Genomic DNA, 16,579 nt, shown 5'->3' with positions numbered 1-16,579 from the left:
GGAGGACGACATGACTCGTTTCTTTGCGTCTCCCGTCCGCGATGCGTCTTCCGCTCTGCGCGATTACTTCGTGCCCGCCAACGCCCCCTTCTCCTGCCTCGTGAAGGCCGGCGAGAGCGTGCGCATCGTCGATCTGGAAGGCCAGCAGGCTGTCGATACTTTGTTCTACAAGGCCGATGACTTCGCCGAGCGCTATTCCTCGCAGGATACGCTGCGCGTGCAGGGCTCGGCCTATGTCTCCACCGGCACGAAGCTCATCTCGTCCGAGGGAAACGTGATGCTGACCGTGACGGCCGACACCTGCGGCCGGCACGACACCTCGGCGGGCGCCTGCTCGTGCGAGGCGAATACGGTGCGCTTCGGCCATCAGGTGAAGTATCTGCACGCCTGCCGCGAGAATTTCGTGCTCGAAGTGGCGAAGCACGGCATGACGAAGCGGGACATCGTGCCCAACATCAACTTCTTCATGAACGTGCCGGTGGAGCCCACCGGGGAACTCGCCATCGTGGACGGCATTTCCGGCCCCGGCGACTATGTGGAGCTGCGCGCGGAGATGGATGTGCTCCTCGTCATCTCCAACTGCCCGCAGATCAACAATCCCTGCAACGGCTTCAACCCGACGCCCATTCAGGTGCTCGTGTTCGGCGCGGAGGATTGAGATGTTCTCGAAAATCCTCATCGCCAACCGCGGCGAGATCGCGCGGCGGGTGATCCGTACCGCGCGCGCCATGGGCATCAAGTCCGTGGCGGTCCATTCGGACGCCGACCGCTTCACCCGCGGCGTGCTGGAGGCGGACGAGGCGGTGCGCCTCGGCCCGGCCCCGGCCGCCGAGAGCTATCTGAACGTCGATGCCGTCATCGCCGCCTGCAAGGCGACGGGGGCGCAGGCGGTGCATCCCGGCTACGGCTTCCTGTCCGAAAACGTGCGCTTCGCCAAGCTCCTCGCGGAGGAAGGCATCGCCTTCATCGGGCCGAAGCCGGAGCACCTGGAAGCCTTCGGCCTCAAGCACACCGCGCGCGAGCTGGCCAAGGCGAGCGGCGTGCCCCTGCTCCCCGGCACCGACCTCCTCGACAGCGCGGACGAGGCGCTCAAGGCGGCGGAGGCCATCACCTATCCGGTGATGCTGAAGTCCACCGCCGGCGGCGGCGGCATCGGCATGCAGCTCTGCCACACGCCAGACGAATTGCGCGACGTGTTCGAGCGCGTGCAGCGCACGGCCCGCGCCTCCTTCGGCGATGCCCGCGTCTATCTGGAGCGCTTCGTCTCGGAAGCGCGCCATGTGGAGGTGCAGATCTTCGGCGACGGCAAGGGCAAGGTCGTGGCGCTGGGCGAGCGCGACTGCTCGCTCCAGCGGCGGAACCAGAAGGTGGTGGAGGAAACCCCCGCCCCCCTCCTCTCCGACATTGTGCGCGCCCGCCTGCACGCCGCCGCCGTCCAGCTCGGCGAGAGCGTCCGTTACGAGAGCGCCGGGACAGTGGAGTTCATCTACGACCCGGCGCGGCAGGAGTTCTATTTCCTGGAGGTGAACACCCGCCTGCAGGTGGAACACCCCGTCACCGAGGCGGTGTTCGGCATCGACCTCGTGGACTGGATGATCCGGCAGGCGGCGGGCGAAGACCCCATCGCCTCCGCCGGCCCGCTCACGCCCAAGGGCGCGGCCATGGAGGTGCGCGTCTATGCGGAAATTCCCCACGCCAATTTCCAGCCCTCCGCCGGCCTGCTGACGGAAGTGAAATTCCCCGCGTGGGCGCGCATCGACGGCTGGATCGAGACCGGCACGGAGGTGACGCCCTTCTACGATCCCATGCTCGCCAAGGTGATCGTAAAGGCGGACGACCGCACCGGCGCCATCGCCGCTTTGCAGAAGGCCCTCAGCGAGACCTCCATCTGCGGCATCGAGACGAACCTTCAATATCTCTCGGCCATTGCCGCGTCCGGCCTCCTCGCCTCCGGCAAGGTGGCAACCACCGCGCTGAAGGACTTCGCCTTCCGGCCCACGAGTGTGGAAGTGGTCGTCCCCGGCGCCCAGTCCAGCCTTCAGGAGCTGCCGGGGCGGCTGAATTTGTGGCACGTGGGCGTGCCGCCCTCCGGCCCCATGGACGAACACTCCTTCCGCCGCGCCAATGCCCTCGTGGGCAATGCCGAGACCGCGTGCGCGCTGGAAATGACCGTCAACGGCCCCACCCTGCGCTTCCATGACGATACGACGGTGGCCATCTGTGGCGCCCACATGCCGGCCAAGCTCGACGGCGCCGTGGTGCCGCACGATGCGGCCTTCCCGGTGAAGGCGGGCCAGATGCTCGCCATCGGCACCATCGAGGGCGCCGGCCAGCGGGCCTATCTCGCGGTGGCCGGGGCCTTCCAGGCGCCGGTGGTGCTGGGCTCGCGGGCGACCTTCGCGCTGGGCCAGTTCGGCGGCCATGCCACCGGCACGCTGAAGGCGGGCGACGCGCTGCACCTCGCCCCCAAAGCCGAGCGTCCGACCGGCCCGGCGGCGCAAGTGCCCGCCCCCGCCCCGCTCACCCGCGACTGGCAGATCGGCGTGCTCTACGGCCCCCACGGCGCGCCCGACTTCTTCCAGCCGGACGACATCGCGGACCTGTTCTCGGCCACCTATGAGGTGCATTTCAACAGCGCCCGCACCGGCGTGCGCCTTATGGGGCCGACGCCCCACTGGGCGCGCACCGACGGCGGGGAAGCGGGGCTCCACCCCTCCAACCTGCACGACAACGCCTATGCCATCGGCGCCATCGACTTCACCGGCGACATGCCCATCATCCTCGGCCCGGACGGCCCCTCCCTCGGCGGCTTCGTCTGCCCGGCGGTGATCGCCCGCGACGAGCAATGGAAGATGGGCCAGTTGAAGCCCGGCGACCGCGTGCGCTTCCTCCCCCTGCCCCGGCTGGAGGACCCCATCGCCGGCCCGGCCATCGTCGGCGCGCCGGAGGAGACCTCTTCCCCCATCCTCGCCATCCACGAGGACGGGCCGGTGCGCGTGGTCTATCGCCGGCAGGGCGACGACAATCTGCTGGTCGAGTTCGGCGACATGCACCTCGACGTCGCCCTGCGCCTGCGCGCGCATCTGATGGCCGAGGCGGTGCAGCAGGCGAAGCTGCCGGGTCTCATCGACCTCACCCCCGGCATCCGCTCGCTCCAGATCCATTACGACGGCGCGAGCCTGCCCCGCACCAAGCTGCTCGATGCCCTCGCGGAGATCGAGAAGGGCCTGCCGGCGGCTGAGGACGTGGTGGTGCCGAGCCGCATCGTCCACCTGCCGCTGTCCTGGAACGACCCGCAGGCGGAACTCGCCATGCGCAAGTATCAGGAGCTGGTGCGGCCCAATGCGCCGTGGTGCCCGGACAACATCGAGTTCATCCGCCGCATCAACGGGCTCGAAAACGAGCAGGCGGTCAAGGACATCATCTTCGGTGCCAGCTATCAGGTGCTGGGGCTGGGCGATGTCTATCTCGGCGCGCCGGTGGCCACCCCCATCGATCCGCGCCACCGCCTCGTCACCACCAAATACAACCCGGCCCGCACCTGGACGCCGGAAAACGCCGTAGGCATCGGCGGTGCCTACATGTGCATCTATGGCATGGAGGGGCCGGGCGGCTACCAGCTCTTCGGCCGCACCATCCAGATGTGGAACACCTGGCGGCGCACGTCGGCGTTCCCCGAGAATCCCTGGCTGCTGCGCTTCTTCGACGAGATCCGCTTCTTCTACGTCTCCCATCAGGAGCTGATGGAGGCGCGTGCCGCCTTCCCGCACGGCGCCTATCCCGTGCGTATTGAGGACAGCCGCTTCTCCTATGCGGACTATGCCGCGAACCTTGCCGCCAATTCCGGCGCCATCGCCGCCGGCAAGGCCCGCCAGCAGGCCGCCTTCGAGGCGGAGCGCGCGCGCTGGAAGGCGGAGGGGCTGGACTCGTTCGTCGTCGAGGACGGCGCCGGAATGCTGGGCGAAAGCGAGATGCCCGACGGCTGCTTCGGGGTTTCCGCCAACGTGCCGGGCAATGTCTGGAAGGTGCTGGTGGAGGAGGAGGCGGTGGTCGCTGCGGGCGACACCATCGCCATCATCGAGAGCATGAAGATGGAGATTTCCATCACCGCCCACGCCGCCGGCCGCGTCCGCGAGATCCGCGCCGCGCCGGGCCGCACCGTCCGCTCGGGCGATGTGGTTTGCGTGCTCGAAACCGTGTGAGGACCAAGATGACCAACGAGACCCCGCTCAGCGGCGCTCGCGCCTCTCTCCCGCCGGATGTGGTGCCCATCGCCGTGGTGGGCGCGCATCTTTCGGGCATGCCCCTCAACGGCGAATTGACCGGCGCCGGCGGCGTGCTGGTGAAGAGCTGCCGCACCGCGCCGGACTATCGGCTCTTCGTCCTGCCCGACACCACGCCCCGCAAGCCCGGCGTGGTGCGCGCCCCCGGCTTCACCGGGCCGGGGCTGGAGGTGGAGGTGTGGGCACTCGCGCCCGCCGCCTTCGGCCGCTTCGTCGCCGCCATCCCCGCCCCGCTGGGGGTGGGCAAGCTGCGGCTGGAGGACGGCTCCGAGGTGCCCGGCTTCCTGTGCGAGGCCCATGCGGTGGAAGAGGCCGAGGAGATCACCGCGCTGGGCGGCTGGCGCGCGTATGTGAGCGGAGGGAAGGGTCTGTCCCAGGCATAGGACCGACAGGGCGGCCCTCACCGCCCTCGCGCCCCCGGACGCATGCAGCGAAAGCGGAATGCGGGCCGGGGCCCAGCGCAAGGGTCCGCCGAAGGCGCTTCCTGCCCCCCACCGCTCTCAGGCTTTGCCCCGCTACGCGGGAGTCCTGCGCTGGACCCCGGATCGGCGCTCCACCTTCGGTGTCGCTTGTCCGGGGAGCTTAAGGCCCGTTCCCCGAAGGTGAGAAAATCCGTGCTGCGGCGCACGCACCGCCCCCGCCGACGCCCAATCATTACTTCGTGATCCATTAAGACAGCTGAACAAGTGCTGAATCCCCGGCGTCTCCCCACACCGGCGATGCACTGCGGCCACGCCCGAGCCGCCTTTCTTTTCAACATCATGCCCCGAAAACCTGCCCGCCTCGCAAATTGCGAAAGCGTGGCCGCATGTTTACGCTTCGGGAACGTCTTGTTCAGCCCCCATTAAGACAAGTAAAAATCCTTTTATTTCCGTGCTTTAGCAAAGTCTTCATTGGCACCTGCCATCTTCATCGAAGTTGGTTTGAGTAGCAGGTGCGTAGATATGACCGATGCCTATCGGCCGAGGGTCAAATATGTGATCGGGCCGGACGGGGGACCCCTGACCATCGCCGACCTGCCGCCGCCGGATACGCGGCGCTGGGTCATCCGCCGCAAGGCGGAGGTGGTGGCCGCCGTGCGCGGCGGGCTTCTCTCTCTCGAGGAAGCCTGCAAGCGCTACACCCTCACCGTGGACGAATTCCTCTCGTGGCAGGCCTCCATCGACCGCCACGGCCTGCCCGGCCTGCGCACCACGCGCATCCAGCACTACCGGCAGTAGTTGCCCGCTTTGACCAGAGGCCCGTGAGCGCGGCTCCCGGGCCTTTGTTGCGCGCTCCCGCGACGGGGACGCCCTGCCTCAGCCGTGCATCAGCGCGGTGACGTGGGCGGCTGCGGAGGTGGCGAGGCCTTCCAGGTCGTAGCCGCCTTCCAGCAGCGAGACCACGCGGCCCTCGCACTTCTTGTCGGCGATCTCCATCAGCCGGCGCGTGATCCAGCCGAAATCGGTGTCCACGAGGCGCAGAGAGGCGAGCGGATCGCGCACGTGCGCGTCGAAGCCGGCCGAGATCAGGATCAGGTCCGGCGCGAACGAGGTGATGCGCGGCAGGATGCGCGTCTCCATGGCCTCCTTGAACACCGCGCCGTCGTCGCCCGAGCGCAGCGGGGCGTTGACGATGGTGTTCACCGCGCCCGTCTCGCCCTGCGCCCCGGTGCCGGGATAGAGCGGCATCTCGTGGGTGGAGCAATAGAGCACGCTGTCGTCGGCCCAGAAGATCTCCTGCGTGCCATTGCCGTGGTGGACGTCGAAATCCACGATGGCGACGCGCTGGAGGCCGTATTTCGCCTGCGCGTGCCGCGCCGCGATGGCCACCTGGTTCATCAGGCAGAAGCCCATGGGCTTGCGCGTCTCGCAATGGTGGCCCGGCGGGCGCATGGCGACGAAGGCGTTGGTGACCTTGCCTTCCATCACCTCATCCACCGCGAAGCAGGCGCCGCCCACCGCGCGCAGGGCCGCTTCCCAGCTGCCGGGCGAGAGGATGGTGTCGGAATCGATGCGCACCAGCCCGTCCTGCGGCACGGCCTCGCCCATGGCGTCCACGAAGTCGGCCGGATGCACGCGGATGATGTCCTCCCGCTCGCCGCGCGGCGCGAGATCGCGCACGAGATGGGCGAACTTTTCCTGCTCGAAGATGCGATCCAGCACGCGGAGCCGATCAGCGCGCTCGGGGTGACCGGCAGGCGTTGCGTGGCTGAGACCAGCGGGATGGGTGACGAGCAGCGTGGACATGGATGGGAACGCCCTCCCTTGGCGCAATCTTTACGTTCTTTATTTTGCCATACCATATTCCAGCAGCACCGGGAGGATGTTGCGCCGGATCAAGACTATTGCCGCCGCACGCCCCAATGGCCTCATCCCTTTGGGTGCGGCGTGGGCCGAATACGGCCCACCAAGCCTGCGCGGCGCCTGAGCGAAAGCAGCGAAAAACTCAATTCCCATCGAGGCGCCGCGAGAACACGATGCGCGGCTCCTCCACATAGCCCTCGGCGGCATAGAAGCCGCGCACCTTCTCGTTGTCCGGGCGCACGAGGAGCATGAGCTTGGGGACGGCGCGGGCGCGCAGCCAATCCTCCACCGCGCGCAGCAGCGCCCGGCCGAGGCCCCGGCCCTGCAGGTCCGGCTCCACCGCGAGGTAATAGACCCAGCCCCGGTGTCCGTCGTGGCCCACCATGGCGGAGCCGAGAATGCGACCGCCGTCCCGCGCCACCAGGATGGTGGAATGCGGCCCGCGCCGGGCGAGCGCGATGTCGGCATGGGGATCGTTCCACGGCCGGGTCAGGCCCGCCCGCTCCCAAAGCGCGGCCAGCGCCTCGGTGTCGGCGTCGGAGGCATGGCCGATGGCGATGGTGAGGCCGTCGACATCGAGCGTCTGGGTGGTCATTGCGGCAACTCGCTCTGGGAGGGTCGGGGGCGGCGGCGCGGGCGAGGCGGTCGGCGATGGCTTCGCCGAGACCTTCCCGCGGCAGGGGAACGACGGCGATGGCGGGAACGCCCGCCGCATCGAGGCTGCGCAGGGCGCCATAGAGCCGGGCGGCGGCCTCGGTGAGGCTGCCCGAGGGGCTGAGGTCGAGGACAACAGCCGCGCGCGCGATGCCCGGCGGACGGGCGCCGGCGAAGGTCAGGAGCGCTTCGCCGGCCATCACCTCGCCGGCATCAAGCCGCAGGGTGGCGCGCGGCGCGTAATGGGAGGCGAGGCGGCCGGGGGCGGAGGGCGCGGCGTCGCTGTGCGAGACGGGGAGCAGCAAGGGCCGGCCCAGTGCCGCCTCGATCTCCTCCCGCGCGAGCCCGCCGGGGCGGAGCAGCACGGGATCGGCGCCGGTGCAGTCCACGATGGTCGATTCGACGCCCACCGGTGTCGGCCCGCCATCCAGCACCGCATGGATACGGCCGGAGAGGTCGTCCATCACATGGCCGGCCTCGGTGGGGGAGACATGGCCGGAGCGGTTGGCGCTGGGGGCCACCACCGCACCGCCGAAGGCCGCGAGCAGCGCCCGCGCATGGGGATGGGACGGCACACGGAGCGCCACCGTGTCGAGCCCGGCGCGGGCGAGGTCGCACACGCCGGCCCCGCCGGCGAACGGCACCACCAGAGTCAGCGGTCCGGGCCAGAAGCGCGCGGCCAGAAGCGCCGCATCCGCGTTGAAGGCGCCGAGGCGGCGGGCGGCTTCGGCATCGGCGGTGTGGGCGATGAGCGGGTTGAAGGCCGGGCGACCCTTGGCGGCATAGAGGGCGGCCACCGCATCCGGGTTCGCGGCATCGGCGCCGAGGCCGTAGACCGTCTCGGTCGGGAAGGCCACCAGCCCGCCCGCCGCCAAAAGCCGCGCGGCCGCCTCCACGTCGCCCGGCATATGGGCGTCGAGGAGCCGGGTGGAGCCTTCGGGAGCGGTCACGGCCATGGCTTGAAACCCGCGCCCCCCGACCAATGGGTCAGGGCACGCCTCTTGACGTAAGAGGCCGGCGCCGCGATGTGGGAGACCGGCAATCGCCGTGCTTAGAGCGCGCCCGCCGGGAGCGGTCAAGCCGGCGCCCCAAAACCTCAAGGGAGGGTTCCGTGAGCTATCGCGCGCCGGTGGAAGAGATCTCCTATTTCCTCAAGACCTCCACCTCGCTCCCCGAGCTGATGGCCCAGGGGGTCGTCGACCTCTCCTTCGACGTGGTGGACGCCGTGCTGGACGAGGCCGGCAAGTTCGCCGGCTCCGTCGTCGCCCCCTTCGACCGCGTGGCGGACAAGCAGGGTTGCACCATCAAGGACGGCGCCGTGACGACGCCGGAAGGCATGCGCGCCGCCTATGAGGCCTGGACCGAGGCCGGCTGGTGCGGCGTCGCGGCCGAGGAGGAGTTCGGCGGCCAGAACCTGCCCACCTCCGTCACCTCCGCGCTCACCGAATTCTGGAATGCCGCCTCCCCCGCCTTCGGCATCTGCGGGGTACTCACCCTCGGCGCCATCGAGGCGCTCACCGCCCACGGCGCGCCGGCGCTTCAGCACATCTTCCTGCCGAAGATGGTGGCCGGCACCTGGACCGGCACCATGAACCTCACCGAGCCGCAGGCGGGCTCGGACCTCGCCGCCCTGCGCAGCAAGGCGGTGAAGCAGGCGGACGGCACCTACCGCATCTTCGGCACCAAGATCTTCATCACCTACGGCGAGCACGACATCGCCGAGAACATCGTCCACCTCGTGCTCGCCCGCCTGCCGGACGCGCCCGCCGGCACGCGCGGCATCTCCCTGTTCGTGGTGCCGAAGTTCCTGGTGAACGAAGACGGCAGCCTCGGCGCGCACAACGACGTGGTCTGCGCCGGCATCGAGCACAAGCTGGGCCTGCACGGCTCGCCCACCTGCACCATGACCTTCGGCGAGAAGGGCGAGGGCGCCATCGGCTACCTCGTGGGCGAGGAGAACCGCGGCCTCGCTTGCATGTTCACCATGATGAACAACGCCCGCCTCGCGGTGGGCGTGCAGGGCGTGGCGGTGGCCGAGCGCGCCACCCAGCGCGCCTTCGCCTATGCCAAGGATCGCAAGCAGGGCAAGGCCCCGGGCGTGGAGGGCTCCGCCCCCATCATCGCCCATCCGGATGTGAAGCGCATGCTGCTCACCATGCGCGCCGAGACCGACGCCGCCCGCGCGCTGTGCCTGAAGACCGCCGACGCGCTGGACCGCTCGCGCCTCCTGCCAGACCCCATCGCCCGCGCCGCCGCGCTGGCCGAGGCGAGCCTGCTGACCCCGGTGGCCAAGGCCTTCTCCACCGATGCCGGCATCGAGGTGTCGTCGCTGGGCATCCAGGTGCATGGCGGCATGGGCTATGTGGAGGAGACGGGCGCCGCCCAGCACCTGCGCGATGCCCGCATCTTCGCCATCTACGAGGGCACCAACGGCATCCAGGCCATCGATCTCGTCACCCGCAAGCTGACCCAGGAAGGCGGCGACGTGGTGAACGCGCTCATCGCCGACTATCGCGAGACGGCGGAGGAGGTCTCCGCCCTCAACGCGCCTGACTTCGGCCATGCCGGCCCCCGCCTCGCCGAGGCGGTGGATGCGCTCGGCCGGGCGACGCGGGTGATGCTGGATCGCGTCGCCGACGAGCCGGCGAAGGCGCTGGCCGCCGCGACCCCCTATCTCAGGCTCTATGCCCGCGCGGCCGGCGGCGCCTTCCTCGCCCGCACCGCCCTCGCCGCCTATGCCGAGCGCGCCGGCGGCGCCACCGATCCCCGCCTCGCCGCCCGCATCGCGGTGGCGCGCTTCTTCGCGGAGAACCTGGCGGTGGAGACGAAGGGGCTGGAAGAGGCCGTCACCGGCGGCGCCGGCGGCGTGCTGGACGCGGAAGCGGTTCTGGCGATCGGCTGAGCCCGGTCTCTACTCCGGCGGGCGGCGGTCGGCGCGCAGGCCGGAGCGCGGCAGCATCTGGCGGCGCGGGGTCTCGTGGGCGGCGTCCTCGGCATTGCGGGGGGCAATGCCCACCGCACGCCAGGTGCCGCGTCCCGCGTCCTTCGCCGCATAGAGGGCCGTGTCGGCCTCGGCGATGAGGGCGGCGGCATCGAGCGTGCGGTCGTCCGCCACCGCCATGCCGAGGGAGAAGGACGCGGGCAGCACCAGCCCTTCCACCTCCACCGGGCGCGAGAGGTGCTTGTGGAGGCGGTCCGCCATGGCGGCGAACTCTTCCCGGCTCTTGCCCGCGGCGATGATGGCAAACTCGTCGCCGCCATAGCGGGCCACGAGGTCGCCGGCGCGAATGGCCGATTGCAGCCGCCGCGCCGCGGTGGTCAGCAGCAGGTCGCCGGCCATGTGGCCGTGCTGGTCGTTGACCGACTTGAAATAATCGATGTCGATGAGCACCACGGCGAACAGCGCGCCGTCGCGCACGAGGCGGCGGCGCGCCTGCTCCAGCGCCCGGTCGAAGCCGGCGCGGTTGGAGAGGCCGGTGAGCGGATCGTGGGAGGCGGCGTGCTCCAGCGCGGCTTCCAGGTGCTTGCGCTGGGAGATGTCGGTGACGGTCCCCACCGCCCGCGTCGGCCGTCCCGCCGGATCACGCTCGACGATCTTGCCGCGCACCAGCACCCACAGCCAGCTGCCGTTGCGGTGCCGCGCCCGCATCTCCGCCTGGAACAGGAGGTGTCGGCCCTCGGCATGGTCCTTCAGCGACTTGGCGACGGCGGGCAGGTCCTCCGGATGGACCATCTGGCTGTAGTCCGATAGCCGCGTCGTCACGTGGTCGGGCTCGAGGCCGAGCATCCGGTGGGCGCGGGCGCTGAAGAATGCGGCGTCGGACGGCAGGTGCCAGTCCCAGATGCCGTCATTGGCGCCTTCCAGCGCATAGGCGAGGCGGCGGCGATCCTCCTGCACCTCGCGCTGCTGACGGCTGCGCTGGGCCATGATGGCGGCAATCAGCAGCGCCGGCAGCATCACCAGCACGAGCCGCGCCTGCAGGCGCAGCATGGTGACAACGAGATCGGCCGAGGCCTGCGGCGGCGAGACCGGCTGCGGCCACACCTGGGCCATGCCCAGCCCGAGCACCGCGAGGGCATAGGCGCTGGAGGCCACCGCGGTAGCGAACAGGCCGAGGCGGAAGGCGAACCACAGGAGGATGGCGCCGCCGAGGTCGCGCAGCAGCGACTCGCCATAATAGGCGCTCGCGGCCAGCGTCGCCGCCAGCGTGAGGCTGGCGAAGGCCAGTTCCTCCTCGCGGGAGAATTTCGGGCGGTTGCCCTCGGAGCCCCGCAGCCCCTCGTCCTCCGCGCGGCCGTGCCACAGCAGGAAGGGCGGCAGCAGCAGCAGCACGCTCGCCATCTCGGGAATCCACCAGCGCAGCAGCAGCGGTCCGAACTTGCCGTTGGTCTCGAGGAATTCGACGAAGGCGGTGATGATGGCGCCCGGCAGCGTGCCGGCCACGGCGACCACGCCGAGGCTCACCACCATGGGCACGCTGCGCAGCGCGCCGCGCTCCATGCCCGCGCGCACGCAGCCCCAGCCCACCAGGGCGAAGGTCAGCGCGTTGGCGCAGCCGGTGGCCAGCGCCGAGCCGATGTCCTGCCCCTGCATCGACAGGTGGACGACCATGGAGACGAGGGCGACCACCGTCGCGAGCCGCCCCACCGCATCCCGGAACATGAGGAAATAGACACCCACCGCCAGCGCATTGGTGGGCCAGACCGCCGGATAGACGCCGAGCCGGCGCCCCAGCTCGGTGAAGGCGATGACGAGACCGCCATAGAACAGGGCGAACAGGACGAGGTCGGTGAGAAGATCGACGACGGAGCCGCGCGGCTCAGGCGGACCGTTGGGCGCCGCCGCATGCAGGGGGGCAGCCGTTTCCTGCGGCGGTGACGGCAGGCCGTCCGCTCCGGTGGGGCTGTCCTTGGCCTCGGGGACCGGCGGCTTCATCGTCGGCGGCCCCACAGGCTGCATGATGTACGGGCGCATCTCACCCTGATGAGGGCTGCCGGCCTTTCGAGCCGGCGCTGGATCACGGCGGAGGATCCCTCCTCTCCCCGTCGCGTGCACGACTTACGCGTCGGCCACCCTGCGTTTCAAGTGACATCGTGGCCTATGGGTTTCGCACGAATCGCAAAATGCAACAAACCGCGGTATCATACGGTAGGTTCAACGGCCCGAGAAGCCGTCGAAGATGAAATCCGGCGCGCTGGTGTTGTGACGCGAGGGCACGAGGCGGCCGGCCCACAGCATGGAAACGTTCTGCGCATCGGCGAAGGAGAGCACCGGCGCCTCGCCCATGAGGCCGCCGGCTCCGCCCTTGCCGGTGCCGAGGCTGCGCCACGCGACGCGGGCGACATCCGCATTCCCTTCCGTCACGTACATGGAGCGCAGGGCGGCGAAGGTGCCGGGCGGGGTGCCGTCGAGCTGGACCTCGAGGCGCAGCTCATCCGAGCCCACCTTGACCACCTGCATCCGCGCCTTGCCGCCGGCCGCGTAATGGAGCGTGAAGGTGCGGGTCTGCGGGGTAAAGCCGACCTCCTTCAGCCGCACGATGGGCCGTTCCGCCTGCTCCACCGGCCCGACGAGGAAGGAGGAGCCATAGGCGGTATCGCGCATGTGGGCCGGCGACATGGGGCGGGCGCGCATGTAGCCGTCCGGCGGGTAGATCACCAGCACCTCCTCGGCCTTGCCGTCCACGCGCATCCAGAGCTGCACCATGTGCAGGCCCTGCGTCACGTCTCCGCCGATGCGGACGGGCACCGTCGCGGCGCGCCAGAAGGAGGGAAAGATGAAGCCGGTTAGCCACATGTCCGGCGTCTCGAAGATGGTGATTCGCTTCGGCGCGGCGGGGGAGGCGGCGGCGGGATTGGCACCGGGCTTGGCGGCGGGGTTAGCGGCGGAGGGCGGCAGCGGCGCCTTCGCATCGGCCGGCACCACCGGGTCGCCGGACATGTCGCAGGTTTCCCAGTCCGGCGCGGTGTTGTCGGCCAGGAGCATGCCCACATAGGCGGGATGCCGGACGCTGATGTTGAACTTCTGCACGTCGTCCGACACCAGCTTCAGCGTCACGTTGTCGGTCTCGGCGCAGGTGGCGTTCACGCTCTCGTTGCGCACCGTGACGCCGAGGGGTTCCGCGCCTGCCGATACGACCGCCAGAACGGTGGCGGCGAAGCCGGCAAGAAGCGCGGCGGCCAGCTTGGCGCGGGCGGGCATGGAGGTGCCGCGCGAAACGCTGGGATCGAAGGCAGGCATCACGTTCTCCGCAACTCGGTCGGCCGGGGCTGCGCGGACCTTAGCAGTGCGATCCACCGGCGGGAAAGCGCGACCTCTCCCCGCGGCAGCATTCTGGCCGGCGGCGCAGGCGCGAGATGACGTAAGGGAAATTCTATTGCGCCCACCCCTCGCAAATCCCGCCGCCCCTCCCATATGTCCGTCGGCACACGCAGCGGTGCGCAAGTCACCGCGCGGGAGGATCGAGGACAGATGTCTAGATTTCGCAAGGGTTCGTGGATGGGTTCGCGCAAGGCTTCCGGGATGGTGGCGGTGGCCGTGGCGCTGGGGCTGAGCCTCGTCGTCGCCGATCAGGCAGACGCCCGGCAGGGGGGCTCCTTCGGCAGCCGCGGCACCCGGACCTACACGACGCCGGCCCCGACCCAGACCGCGCCGAGCACCGCGGCGCCCATCCAGCGCTCCACCACGCCCCAGCCCGGCCCGCAGGCCACCAATCCCGGTGCCCGGCCGCAGACGGCGGCGCGCCCCTCCATGTTCGGCAACGGCTTCGGCGGCGCGCTCATGCGCGGCCTGCTCATCGGCGGCCTCGTGGGCATGCTGTTCGGCGGCGGCCTCGGTGGCATGGCCGGCATTCTGGGCCTGCTGCTGCAGGTGGCCCTCATCGGCGGCGCCATCTATCTCGTGATGCGCTTCCTGCGCAGCCGGAACCCCACCCCCGCCGCCGCCGGCTACGGCCGTTCCATGGCGGGCGGACCGATGCCCGGCGGGCCCAACAACGGCCCCATGAACAACGGCTCCATGAACAGCGGCCCGATTCCGGGCTACGGCGTGGGTGGCGGAATGGGCGGAGGAATGGCCGGTGGCCCGGTTCCGCCCCAGCCGTCCGCGCCCCCGGCCCGTGGCGGCAAGACCGACGAGATCGGTGTTCTGCCGGCGGACCTCGACACGTTCGAGCGCCTGCTCGCCACCATCCAGACCGCCTTCTCCCGCGAGGACCAGGGCGAGCTGAAGGCCAACACCACGCCGGAGATGTTCGGCTTCTTGGGCGACGAGTTGCGCGCCAATGCGGAGAAGGGCCTGCGCAACCAGGTCTCCGACGTGAAGCTGCTGCAGGGCGACGTGGCCGAGGCCTGGCGCGAGGGCATGCGCGACTACGCCACCGTGGCCATGCGCTACGCCATCAAGGACCAGATGGTGGACCGCACCAGCGGCCGCGTCGTCTCCGGCAACCCCGGCGTCGGCGAGACCACGGAGATCTGGACCTTCGTGCGCGAGCGCGGTCCTTTCGGCGCCGGCCCGTGGCTGCTCAGCGCCATTCAGGAGACCTGAGCCGAGCCGCTTCACCGGAGCCGCTTCCGCCCTCCCCGCGAATTCAGAATTTACATCCGCCCGGGTCCACCCCCGGGCGGAACGCGCTATAAGGCGCCCATGCCGAACGTCATCACCGTCTCAGGCCTCAGTAAGACCTACGCCACGGGTCACACGGCCCTGAACAATGTCTCGCTGGACATCCGGCGCGGCGAGATCTTCGCCCTTCTCGGCCCCAACGGCGCGGGCAAGACCACCCTCATCTCCATCGTCTGCGGCCTCGTGAAGCCCACCGCCGGCACGGTCACGGTGTCCGGCTTCGACATCGTCTCCCAGTATCGCGAGACCCGCTCGCGCATCGGCCTCGTGCCGCAGGAGCTGACCGCCGAAGCCTTCGAGAGCGTGTTCGCGACGGTGAGCTTCTCGCGCGGCCTGTTCGGCAAGAAGCCCGACCCCGCCTATGTGGAGAAGGTCATCCGCAGCCTCTCCCTCTGGGAGAAGCGGGACTCCCGCATCATGACCCTCTCGGGCGGCATGAAGCGGCGCGTGCTCATCGCCAAGGCGCTGGCCCATGAACCGGAGGTGCTGTTCCTCGATGAACCCTCCGCCGGCGTGGATGTGGAACTGCGCCGCGACATGTGGCGCCTCGTGCGCGAGCTGCGCGATTCCGGCGTCACCATCATCCTCACCACCCATTATCTGGAAGAGGCCGAGGAGATGGCCGACCGGGTAGGCGTCATCAATCGCGGCGAGCTGATCCTCGTGGAGGAGAAGGCCGCGCTGATGAAGACGCTGGGCAAGAAGAAGCTCTCCGTGGAGCTCAACGCGCCGCTGGCCACCGTCCCGGCGCGCCTCGCCCCGTTCAACCTGACGCTCTCCGACGGCGGCGGCTGCCTGACCTACACCTATGCCACGACCCCCGACGGCGCCGAGGGCCGCGACCACGGCATCGCCGACGTGCTGGAGGCGCTGGCCGCCGAGGGCATCGCCTTCCGCGATCTCCACACCCAGCAAAGCTCGCTCGAGGACATCTTCGTCAGCCTGGTGAGGCGCTCGTGAATCTTCAAGCCATCCGCGCCATCTACACCTACGAGATGAACCGCACGCGCCGCACCATCGGCCAGAGCATCGTCTCGCCCGTGCTGTCCACCTCGCTCTATTTCGTGGTGTTCGGCTCGGCCATCGGCTCGCGCATGTCGGAGGTGGGGGGCGTGCCCTACGGCGCCTTCATCGTGCCCGGCCTGATGATGCTGACGCTGCTGACCCAATCCATCAGCAACGCGGCCTTCGCCATCTACTTCCCGCGCTTCACCGGCACCATCTACGAGCTGCTCTCCGCCCCGGTCTCGCCGTTCGAGATCGTGGCCGGCTATGTGGGCGCGGCGGCGACGAAATCCGTGCTGCTCGGGCTCATCATCCTCGCCACGGCCGCGCTGTTCGTGCCCATGGAGGTGCGGCACCCGTTCTGGATGCTCACCTTCCTGGTGCTCACCGCCGTCACCTTCTCGCTGTTCGGCTTCATCATCGGCATCTGGGCGGACGGGTTCGAGCGCTTGCAGCTCATCCCCATGCTGGTCATCACGCCCCTCACCTTCCTCGGCGGCACCTTCTATTCGCTGGAAATGCTGCCGCCGGTGTGGCGCACCATCACCTTGTTCAACCCGGTGGTCTATCTGGTCGCCGGCTTCCGCTGGAGCTTCTTCGGCACGTCCGACGTGCGGGTGGAGGTGAGCGCGGCCATGACCCTCGCCTTCCTCATCGCCTGCCTCCTCATCGTGCGCTGGATGTTCCGCACCGGCTACCGGCTGAAGAGCTGATCCCCAAGAGGC

The 16,579-nt window shown here is 69.6% G+C and carries 11 protein-coding genes and 2 pseudogenes; 8 read left to right on the top strand and 5 right to left on the bottom strand.

Translation table 11 applies throughout. From position 1 onward, the window contains the following. Positions 1-10 precede the first annotated feature (10 nt). The 4 genes and pseudogenes from A37E_RS0116625 (at position 11) to A37E_RS0116610 (ending at position 5,503) form a co-directional block, all read left to right on the top strand. Positions 11-658 (top strand): urea amidolyase associated protein UAAP2, encoded by a 648-nt coding sequence (locus A37E_RS0116625; RefSeq protein ID WP_029557648.1) that lies wholly within the window; start codon positions 11-13, stop codon positions 656-658. A 1-nt stretch (position 659) separates the two neighbouring features. Next, positions 660-4,202: an urea carboxylase gene (gene uca, locus A37E_RS0116620; protein ID WP_029557647.1), complete on the top strand. Its 3,543-nt coding sequence runs from the start codon at positions 660-662 to the stop codon at positions 4,200-4,202. 68 nt (positions 4,203-4,270) lie between these two features. Next, positions 4,271-4,666: pseudogene (locus A37E_RS0116615) on the top strand (amidase); the annotation flags it as partial. A gap of 561 nt (positions 4,667-5,227) precedes the next feature. Beyond that, positions 5,228-5,503 carry a DUF1153 domain-containing protein gene (locus tag A37E_RS0116610; protein WP_012113328.1) on the top strand — a complete coding sequence of 92 codons (276 nt, stop codon included), beginning with the start codon at positions 5,228-5,230 and terminating at the stop codon, positions 5,501-5,503. A 78-nt stretch (positions 5,504-5,581) separates the two neighbouring features. Here the strand turns inward: A37E_RS0116610 and A37E_RS0116605 are convergent, their stop codons facing one another. The 3 genes and pseudogenes from A37E_RS0116605 to A37E_RS26535 all read right to left on the bottom strand — a co-directional run. Further along, the gene (locus A37E_RS0116605) at positions 5,582-6,511 is read right to left on the bottom strand and encodes a histone deacetylase family protein (protein WP_029557645.1); all 930 of its coding nucleotides are present in this window, start codon (positions 6,509-6,511) and stop codon (positions 5,582-5,584) included. 199 nt (positions 6,512-6,710) lie between these two features. Further along, positions 6,711-7,163 (bottom strand): GNAT family acetyltransferase, encoded by a 453-nt coding sequence (locus tag A37E_RS0116600; protein ID WP_051679115.1) that lies wholly within the window; start codon positions 7,161-7,163, stop codon positions 6,711-6,713. Positions 7,164-7,188: 25 nt separating this feature from the next. Beyond that, positions 7,189-8,130: pseudogene (locus tag A37E_RS26535) on the bottom strand (L-threonylcarbamoyladenylate synthase); the annotation flags it as partial. A 203-nt stretch (positions 8,131-8,333) separates the two neighbouring features. Here A37E_RS26535 and A37E_RS0116590 point away from each other — a divergent pair. Continuing rightward, positions 8,334-10,124 carry an acyl-CoA dehydrogenase gene (locus A37E_RS0116590; protein ID WP_029557642.1) on the top strand — a complete coding sequence of 597 codons (1,791 nt, stop codon included), beginning with the start codon at positions 8,334-8,336 and terminating at the stop codon, positions 10,122-10,124. Positions 10,125-10,133: 9 nt separating this feature from the next. Here the strand turns inward: A37E_RS0116590 and A37E_RS26040 are convergent, their stop codons facing one another. Then, on the bottom strand, positions 10,134-12,158 hold the full coding sequence (locus tag A37E_RS26040; protein ID WP_156026355.1) for a sensor domain-containing diguanylate cyclase: 2,025 nt from the start codon (positions 12,156-12,158) through the stop codon (positions 10,134-10,136). A 219-nt stretch (positions 12,159-12,377) separates the two neighbouring features. Further along, complete coding sequence (locus tag A37E_RS0116580; RefSeq protein ID WP_029557640.1) at positions 12,378-13,463, bottom strand: hypothetical protein; 1,086 nt, start codon at positions 13,461-13,463, stop codon at positions 12,378-12,380. 258 nt (positions 13,464-13,721) lie between these two features. Here A37E_RS0116580 and A37E_RS0116575 point away from each other — a divergent pair, with 258 nt between their 5' ends. From A37E_RS0116575 to A37E_RS0116565, 3 genes are all read left to right on the top strand, one after another. Next, positions 13,722-14,771, top strand: coding sequence for a TIM44-like domain-containing protein (locus A37E_RS0116575; protein ID WP_029557639.1), 1,050 nt, complete (start codon positions 13,722-13,724; stop codon positions 14,769-14,771). Between the two features lie 99 nt (positions 14,772-14,870). Next, positions 14,871-15,809, top strand: coding sequence for an ABC transporter ATP-binding protein (locus A37E_RS0116570; protein ID WP_029557638.1), 939 nt, complete (start codon positions 14,871-14,873; stop codon positions 15,807-15,809). Next, positions 15,806-16,567: an ABC transporter permease gene (locus A37E_RS0116565; RefSeq protein ID WP_029557637.1), complete on the top strand. Its 762-nt coding sequence runs from the start codon at positions 15,806-15,808 to the stop codon at positions 16,565-16,567. Before A37E_RS0116570 ends, A37E_RS0116565 begins: the two co-directional genes overlap by 4 nt. Positions 16,568-16,579: the final 12 nt, after the last annotated feature.

This window comes from Xanthobacter sp. 91 (genome assembly GCF_000702385.1).
GTDB lineage: Bacteria > Pseudomonadota > Alphaproteobacteria > Rhizobiales > Xanthobacteraceae > Xanthobacter > Xanthobacter aminoxidans.
This window is presented reverse-complemented; position numbering and strand designations above follow the sequence as displayed.